Origin of the sequence: Magnetospirillum sp. LM-5 (assembly GCF_902729445.1) — a bacterium.
Classification (GTDB): domain Bacteria; phylum Pseudomonadota; class Alphaproteobacteria; order Rhodospirillales; family Magnetospirillaceae; genus Magnetospirillum.
This window is the reverse complement of the sequence record NZ_CACVCE010000013.1, coordinates 45,686-53,509: the sequence shown is the minus strand read 5'-3', so window position 1 is coordinate 53,509 and position 7,824 is coordinate 45,686. Positions and strand designations below refer to the sequence as shown.

Here is a 7,824-nt window from a genome sequence, read left to right as displayed (position 1 = left end):
TCTAAAGTTAGCGCCTATGGGGGCGATCCCGGCCATGACAGGTTGAGGAATTGTGCTTCAGCCTGGGCCGGACAGACCCCCAAAAGAAACCCCCGCCAGGTTGCCCCGGCGGGGGTTCGTTTTTACGGCTAGGCCACGATCCTAGGACAGCAGCTTGTTCCACCAGCCGCGCCGGGCCGGCATGGCCGGGGCGGGGGCCACCTCCTCGGCGGCGGCAGGAGCCGCCGGCTCGGGTTGGGCCACGGCGGGGGCGGCCTGCTCGACCACCGGCTCGGCGACCACCGGCTCGGCGACCACCTCTGGGGCAGACGCCGGTTCGGGTTCGGCGGTGACCGGCTCGGCCTCCGACGCCTTGGGCTTGCGGGCGCGCTTCGGCGCGGCGGCAGGCTCGGCGCCGTCGTCGGCAACAGCCTTCTTGGCTCGGGCGGGCTTGGCGGCCTTTTCCGGCTTGGCCTCGGCCTTGGCGCGGCTGCGCTTGGGCTTCTCGGCCGCAGGCTCGGATTCGTCGCCACCCTTGGCCTTGGCCGGGGCGCGGACGCGCTTGGCCTTGGCCGGGGCTTCGGCGGCAGCTTCCTCGGCCAGCTCGGCGGTGGCGACGGGCTCGGCCTCGGGCTGGGGCTCGGCCGCCTTGGCGGTGCGCGCCTCGACTTCGGCCAGGGCCATCGCCTCGGCCCGCTCGAACACGTCGGCGACGGCGTCGGGGTTGGACATCAGGGCCATGCCGGGTACGCCGGGGGCCTTGATGGGGGCCGGAGCCCGCGGCGGGGCCGGCTGGCGGGCAGGGGCGGGCGCCCGGGCCGGAGCCTGGTCGTTGGCGGCGGTTTCGCCGTCGCCTTCACCATCCTGATCGCCTTCGCCTTCGGCGGCTCCGCGCGGGGACTCTTCGTTACCGGCCTCGTCGCGGCCACGGCGGCGGCGGCGGCCGCCCCGGCGACCACGGCGACGCTTGCGGCGTTCGCTTTCGCTTTCGCCCTCGACATCGCCGGCTTCGGCGTTGGCGCCTTCGGCGGATTCCTCGCCTTCGCCGTCTTCGTCGTCGCCTTCGCCTTCGCCCTCGTCACCGTCGGACTGGGCCTGCTGGTCGCCGTTCTGGTCCGGTCCACCCGGGCGGCGCTTGCGGCGACGGCGGCGGCGGCGCTTGCGGTTGCCGTCGGCGCCGGCCTCGCCATCCTCGGCGCTACGGGCTTCGCTTTCGGTCTCGGTCTCGGCCTCGGTCTCGGCGGATTCCTCGGCCTCGTCGTCCTCGTCCTCGTCCTCGGCCTGCTCGTCGGCGATTTCCGCTTCCGAGGCCGATTCCATGGTCACGGCGGCGGCCGGGCGCAGCAATTCCCCGGGACGGCCCTCGGCCTTGACCCGCTCCATGCGCAGGTTCGGCGCGATCAACTCGTCGTCACCCAGCAGGTAGACGCGCAGCAGATAGCGTTCCTCGATGGCGGCCAGGGCGTCGCGCTTCTGGTTCAGGATGTAAAGCGCGATCTGCGACGGCACATAGACCGTGACCTCGGACGAGCGGCGGCGGATGCCCTCTTCCTCGATGGCGCGCAGCACATGCACGGCGGCCGATTCGACCGAGCGGATCAGGCCGGTGCCGGCGCAATGCGGGCACGGCGTGAAGGCGGTTTCCTGCAAGCTGGGGCGCAGGCGCTGGCGCGACAGTTCCAGCAGGCCGAAGGCGCTGATCTTGCCGACCTGGATGCGGGCGCGGTCGTTCTTCAGGGCTTCCTTCAGACGGCGCTCGACCGCGTGGTTGTTGCGGTTCTCCTCCATGTCGATGAAATCGATCACGATGAGACCGGCCAGGTCGCGCAGGCGAAGCTGACGCGAGATTTCGTCGGCGGCTTCCAGGTTGGTCTTGACCGCCGTCTCCTCGATGTGGCGTTCGCGCGTGGCGCGGCCCGAATTGACGTCGATGGCGACCAGCGCCTCGGTCTGGCTGATGACGATGTAGCCGCCCGACTTCAACTGCACCACCGGCGAATGCATGGCGTCCAGCTGGCTGTCCACCTGATAGCGGTGGAACAACGGCATGGTCGGGTCCTTGTAGGGCTGGACCTTCTTGGCATGGCTGGGGGTCAGCATGCGCATATAGTCCTTGGCCAGGCGATAACCCTCGTCGCCCTCGACCAGCACCTCGTCGATGTCGCGGGCGTAAAGGTCGCGGATCGAGCGCTTGATCAGGCTGGCTTCTTCATAGACGCCGGCCGGCGCGCTGGACTTCAAGGTCAGCTCGCGCACCTGGTCCCAGGCCCTGAGCAGATATTCGTAATCGCGCTTGATCTCGGCCTTCGAACGTTCCGAACCGGCGGTGCGCACGATCACCGCCATGCCTTCGGGGCAATCCAGTTCGCTGGCGATGGCCTTCAGGCGGCGACGGTCGTTGGCGTTGATGATCTTGCGCGACACCCCGCCACCGCGCGCGGTGTTGGGCATCAGCACGCAATAGCGACCGGCCAGCGACAGATAGGTGGTCAGCGCGGCACCCTTGTTGCCGCGTTCTTCCTTGACCACCTGAACCAGCATGATCTGGCGGCGCTTGATGACTTCCTGGATCTTGTAATTGCGCAGCAGGCGGGCGCGGCGGCGCTCCAGCTCCTGCTCGGCGGCATCGTCGCCGCCCACCACCTCGACCGGGGTCGGCTTGGCGTTGTCGTCGCCCTGGGCGCCGTCCTCGGCCTGGCCGTGACCGTCCTCGCCGCCTTCGGGCTGAGCCTCGGGGGCGTGGTCGTGGTCGCTGTTATTGTCCTTCAGGACCTCGGCCTTCTGGGCAGCCAACAGGGCCTGGCGGTCGGCCACCGGAATCTGGAAATAGTCCGGGTGGATTTCCGAGAAGGCCAGGAAGCCATGGCGGTTGCCGCCGTAATCGACGAACGCCGCTTGCAGCGACGGCTCGACCCGGACGATCTTGGCGAGATAGATGTTGCCTTTGATTTGGCGCTTAGTGCTGGTCTCGACGTCCAGTTCTTCCAGACGGGTACCATTCACCACGACAACCCGGGTCTCTTCCGGGTGCGTGGCGTCGATGAGCATACGCTTGACCATTAATCCTGTGTCTCCGTGGCGCCGCACGCAGCCGGTCTGGCGAGGCGAATGCCTGCCCGGCGGACAAACCGATCATGTGCGGAGATTGTTGCTGAACGAAGCCGGTGGCGCCTGCGGGCCATTGCATGATCATTTCGCAAGATGCGTTCATGTGCAGGAACCTGATGTCACGGGCGCAGCACCCGGCCTCGAAATTGGTCGTGGACAAAAAAACCGCGGACAACAGGCAGCGACGCTCGGGGCCTGGATCGGCGGACGACGAATAACGTCGGTCTGGCGCCTTCAGGCCTCACCCGCCGCTCGTCCCGAATGGGGGGACGCTCTGCCCGCGGGGTTAGTGACAGCAAAATAGCTGTTACACGGCGATTTCACAACGGCCTTGTTGGGGGCGTCATTTTTTAGTCGATTGTGGCAAAAAAGTCGCATGTGGCAGAAGAGTCAGGGGAATCAATGCGTTTTTCGTTGAGGCTGAGTCATTGGGTGCGCTAAAGCTGTTAACGCTCGCTCAAGACATGTTCGCGACAATGTGAGGCATGGTGATCAGGACCATTCGTCGATTTGCCGCAAGGGCACTGGTGTTGGTGGTGGCCGTTCTGGCCGCCCAGCCGGCGTTCGCGCGCAATACGGTGTCCGGCCTGCGTCTGGGCGCCCATCCCGACGGCATCACCCGCTTCGTGATGGACCTGGGCGACAATATGGATTTCTCGGTGATGACCGCCACTTCGCCCAACCGGGTGGTGGTCAGCACGCCCGGCCTGGCCTGGAGTGTGCCGCAGCACCGTCCGACCGGCGCGGTGCGCGCCGTGCGGTACGAGGATATCGGCGGGCAGGGGCGCATCCTGGTCGATCTCAAGGATCCGGCGCTGGTGAAGTCGGCCTTCGTCATGGCCCCGCGCGACGGGCTGGGTTGGCGCTTCGTGATGGACCTGCAGCAGACCAACCAGGCCAGCTTCGCCTCGTCGGCCAACGCCTTTAGGCCGCTGCCCAAGATCGAGGGCGCCCGGATCAGCGAGCCCGCGCCCGCGCCCGAAGGGGTGCCGCAGGCGCGCGCCATCGTCGTCTATTCGCCCGAGGTGCGGCCGCCGGCCGCGCCGGCCGCCCCGGCCCCAACTCCCGTTCAGCCGGCGGTCACGTCCGAACCCTTGCCGGTGGCCAAGGTCCAGGCGGTGCCGCTGCCTGTGCCCAAGCCCGAGCTCAAGGCCGAGCCCAAGCCCGAACCCAAGCCGCAGCCGGTCGCCGCGCAACCGATCGCCCCGCCGCCTTCCAAGGCCGCCAAGGCCAATGGCCCGATGCTGTCGGCGCCGGTGCCGCCGCCCTTGGACCGCCCGGCCGGCGAGCCTTCGCCGGTCAAGCAGGCGGCCATGCAGGCGCCGCCGCAGCCGCAGCCGCAGCCGCAGCCGTCGATGTCCGAGCCCGAACCGCGCAGCCGGCCGACCAACGCCACTCCGGTCGTGGTGATCGATCCCGGCCATGGCGGCGTCGATCCTGGCGCCACCGGCGTTTCGGGCATCTACGAGAAGTACATCACCATGGCGGTGGCCCGCGAATTGAAGGCGACGCTGGAAAAGGGCGGCCGTTACAAGGTCCACCTGACCCGCGACCGCGACGTCTTCATCCGCCTGCGCGACCGCATCGCCATCGCCCGCCAATTGGGGGCCGACCTGTTCATCTCGCTGCATGCCGATTCGGTGGCCAACCCGGCCCTGAAGGGTTTGTCGGTCTACACCTTGTCGCAGACGGCGTCGGATACCGAGGCCCAGGCCCTGGCCGACAAGGAAAACAAGGCCGACCTGATCGCCGGCATCGATCTCAGCCACGAATCGGCCGACGTCGCCAACATCCTGATCGACCTGGCCCAGCGCGAGACCATGAACCGGTCGGCGGTGTTCGCCGGCGGCGTCGTCGACGAGGTCGGGCGCGAGACCGTGTTGCTGGGCAATACCCACCGCTTCGCCGGCTTCGCCGTGCTGAAGGCCCCCGATGTGCCGTCGGTGCTGGTGGAACTGGGCTATCTGTCCAATGAAGCCGAAGAGCGCAACCTGCGCCAACCCGAATATCGCTCGAAGCTGACCCGCGCCGTGGCCCGCTCGATCGATCGCTTCTTCCTGCAGGGCCAGAAGGCCAAGCGCTGATGCGGTGTCCTGCCCGCCTAGGGCAGGGGGCCGAATTGACAAAGCCCGCTCGCCGGGGCAATGATCCGGCCCCATGTCGATGATTGCCGCCACGCCATCGCTGACCCTGCCTGATCTGCCGCACCGGTTGCGGCGGCGCGTCTGCGCTTGGCTTGCCCTGGCGCTGATGGCCGTCAACCTTGTCGCCGGTTTCGGGCTGCAGGCGGCGCCGCTGCCGGTCGGCCTGGGCGACCAGGTGATCTGTACCGCCGGCGGCATCGTCGTCTTGCACGATGACGCCGAGGCCGGATCGGCCACCGCCAGCGGCGACGGTTTCTGTCTTTACTGCCTGCCGTTGTTCCACAGCAATGGACCAACCGCGCAGGCCTTCGGCGCCGACGGGTTCCGTCATGCCGACCTCGCCCCGTCGATGCCGATCGATGTGGCGCCGCTTCGCCCGGCCCGGCCGCGTTCCGTCGCGGTCCCCCGCGCCCCTCCGCACGTCTGATCTTCCCTTCGACCGAATGATTTCGCGCGGACCGCCTGCGGTCCGTGCCCGACTGCGTTGTTTTCAGGAGATCAGACGTGACTACATCCGTTCGCACAAGACGGGCCCGCCTGTGCTCGGGCGCCGCCCTGGCCGCCTTGCTGGCCGCCGCCGGCCCCGCCCGGGCCGAGGAACAAGCCGCCCCCGCCACCCTTGACGAGGTGATCGTCACCGCGCCCGCCATGGCGGAGCCGATGGTGATCGTGACCGACCCGCGCAATCCGCGCACGCCGATCCCGCCGGCCGATGGCGCCGGCTATTTGAAAAGCATCCCCGGCTTCAACGTCGTCCGCCAGGGTGCGGTCGACGGCGACCCGGTCCTGCGCGGCCAGGGCGGCTCGCGCCTTGACCTGTTGCTGGATGGCGCGCCGTTGCTGGGCGGTTGCCCCAACCGCATGGACCCGCCGACCTCGTACGTCTTTCCGAATTCGTTCGATAAGCTGACGGTGTTGAAGGGGCCGCAAAGCGTGGTGCATGGCGGCGGCGCCCTGGGCACGGTGTTGGTCGAGCGCGAAGCGCCACGCTTCACCGATTGGGGTATCCGCGGCAATGCCAGCGCGTTGTACGGCAGCTTCGACCGCAACGACGAGATGGTCGATGCCCAGGCCGGGGCGCAACAGGGCTTCGTGCGGGCCATCGCCACCCATTCGTCGTCGGACAATTACAAGGACGGCAACGGATCCGTTCTGCATAGCCATTACTGGCGCCATTCCGGCACGGCGTCGGTGGGCTGGACACCGGACAAGGACACCTTGCTCCAGATCACCGCCGACAAGAGCCAGGGCCAGGCCGCCATGCCCGGCAAGATGATGGACGCCACCAAGCTGGACCGTGAAGGGCTGAACATCCAGGCCAGCCGCGCCAACATTTCCCCGTTGGTGGCCAAGATCAAGGCTCAGGTGTTCCACAATTACGTCGATCACGTGATGGATACCTTCTCGCTGCGCTTCAACAATGGCGGCATGGGAACCATGAGCGCCGCCTCGCAGGTCGATCACCTGATGGAAGGCGTCAAGGGATCGGTCGAACTGACCCCGACGGCGGCGACCAAGGTGACGGTCGGGGCCGACTACACCCATGACCAGCACAGTTCCCGGTCGCTCAACAACACCGAATACCGCACCGGGCTGGACATCGACACCAAGCCTCGGGTCAAGGACCTGGAGCTTGACAACTATTCCATGTTCGGCGAGGTCAAGCACGATCTGTCCGGCATGAGCCGGCTGGCCGGCGGCCTGCGCGCCAGCAGGATCGAAGCCACCCGCAACAACTTCCAGCCCAACCTGTCCGATGGGCGCAATCTCTATTCCGGGTTCGGCCGTTACGAACACGATGTCGATCTGGGGGCGCCGGTCACCACCTTCGTCAATCTAGGCCATATCGAGCGCGCCCCCGATTATTGGGAACGCCAGAAGGTCACCGCCAGCGGCCGTACCTTCGATATGGACAGCGAGACCACCGAACAGGTGGATATCGGCGCCCTGTTCAAGCAAGGCCCGTGGCGGGGCTCGGCCACCCTGTTCTATGCCTACACCGACGGCTATATCCTGGTCAGCAGCAGCATGGCCAAGAACGTGGATGCCCGGCGCGTCGGTGGCGAGGGCGAACTGGCCTACCAGTTCATGCCGAATTGGACGGTCGAAGGCGCGGTGGCCTATACCTATGGCCAGAACCTGACCAACGATGTGCCGCTGGCCCAGACCCCGCCGCTGGACGGCTCGGCCGCCGTCAAGTACGACGACGGCACCTTCCTGGGGGGGCTGCATCTGCGCGCGGTGGCCTCGCAGTCCAGAATCGACAAGAATTGGGGCAGCATCATGAGCACCGATATCGACAAGACGGCGGGCTTCGCCGTGCTGTCGGCCAATATCGGCTGGCGTCCGGTCGATGCCATGACCCTGACCGGTGGCATCGACAACATCTTCGACAAGACCTATGCCGAGCATATCAGCAAGACCGGTTCCTGGTCCGGCGGCGACCTGTCGATGTACAACGACAATCTGCGTGTCAACGAACCGGGGCGGACCTTCTGGATGCGCGGTTCGCTGAAGTTCTAGACCATCGAGCCTCCGGGAGGAGGCACGATGGTCTCACTTTTGGGTTGCCCCTCGCCGGGTGCCGCTTCCA

At 67.2% G+C, this 7,824-nt stretch carries 4 protein-coding genes; 3 read left to right on the top strand and 1 reads right to left on the bottom strand.

Features of this window, described 5'->3' with window-relative positions:
• Positions 1 to 141: 141 nt before the first annotated feature.
• Positions 142 to 3,039, bottom strand: coding sequence for a ribonuclease E/G (locus MTBLM5_RS07570; RefSeq protein ID WP_173975260.1), 2,898 nt, complete (start codon positions 3,037 to 3,039; stop codon positions 142 to 144).
• Positions 3,040 to 3,623: 584 nt separating this feature from the next.
• On the opposite strand from MTBLM5_RS07570, the gene MTBLM5_RS07565 reads away from it, so the two are divergent.
• From MTBLM5_RS07565 to MTBLM5_RS07555, 3 genes are all read left to right on the top strand, one after another.
• A complete protein-coding gene (locus MTBLM5_RS07565; RefSeq protein ID WP_254430952.1) occupies positions 3,624 to 5,171 on the top strand; it encodes an N-acetylmuramoyl-L-alanine amidase in 1,548 nt (515 codons plus the stop codon).
• Between the two features lie 73 nt (positions 5,172 to 5,244).
• A complete protein-coding gene (locus tag MTBLM5_RS07560; RefSeq protein ID WP_173975258.1) occupies positions 5,245 to 5,658 on the top strand; it encodes a DUF2946 family protein in 414 nt (137 codons plus the stop codon).
• A gap of 77 nt (positions 5,659 to 5,735) precedes the next feature.
• Positions 5,736 to 7,754 carry a TonB-dependent copper receptor gene (locus MTBLM5_RS07555; RefSeq protein WP_173975256.1) on the top strand — a complete coding sequence of 673 codons (2,019 nt, stop codon included), beginning with the start codon at positions 5,736 to 5,738 and terminating at the stop codon, positions 7,752 to 7,754.
• Positions 7,755 to 7,824 lie beyond the last annotated feature (70 nt).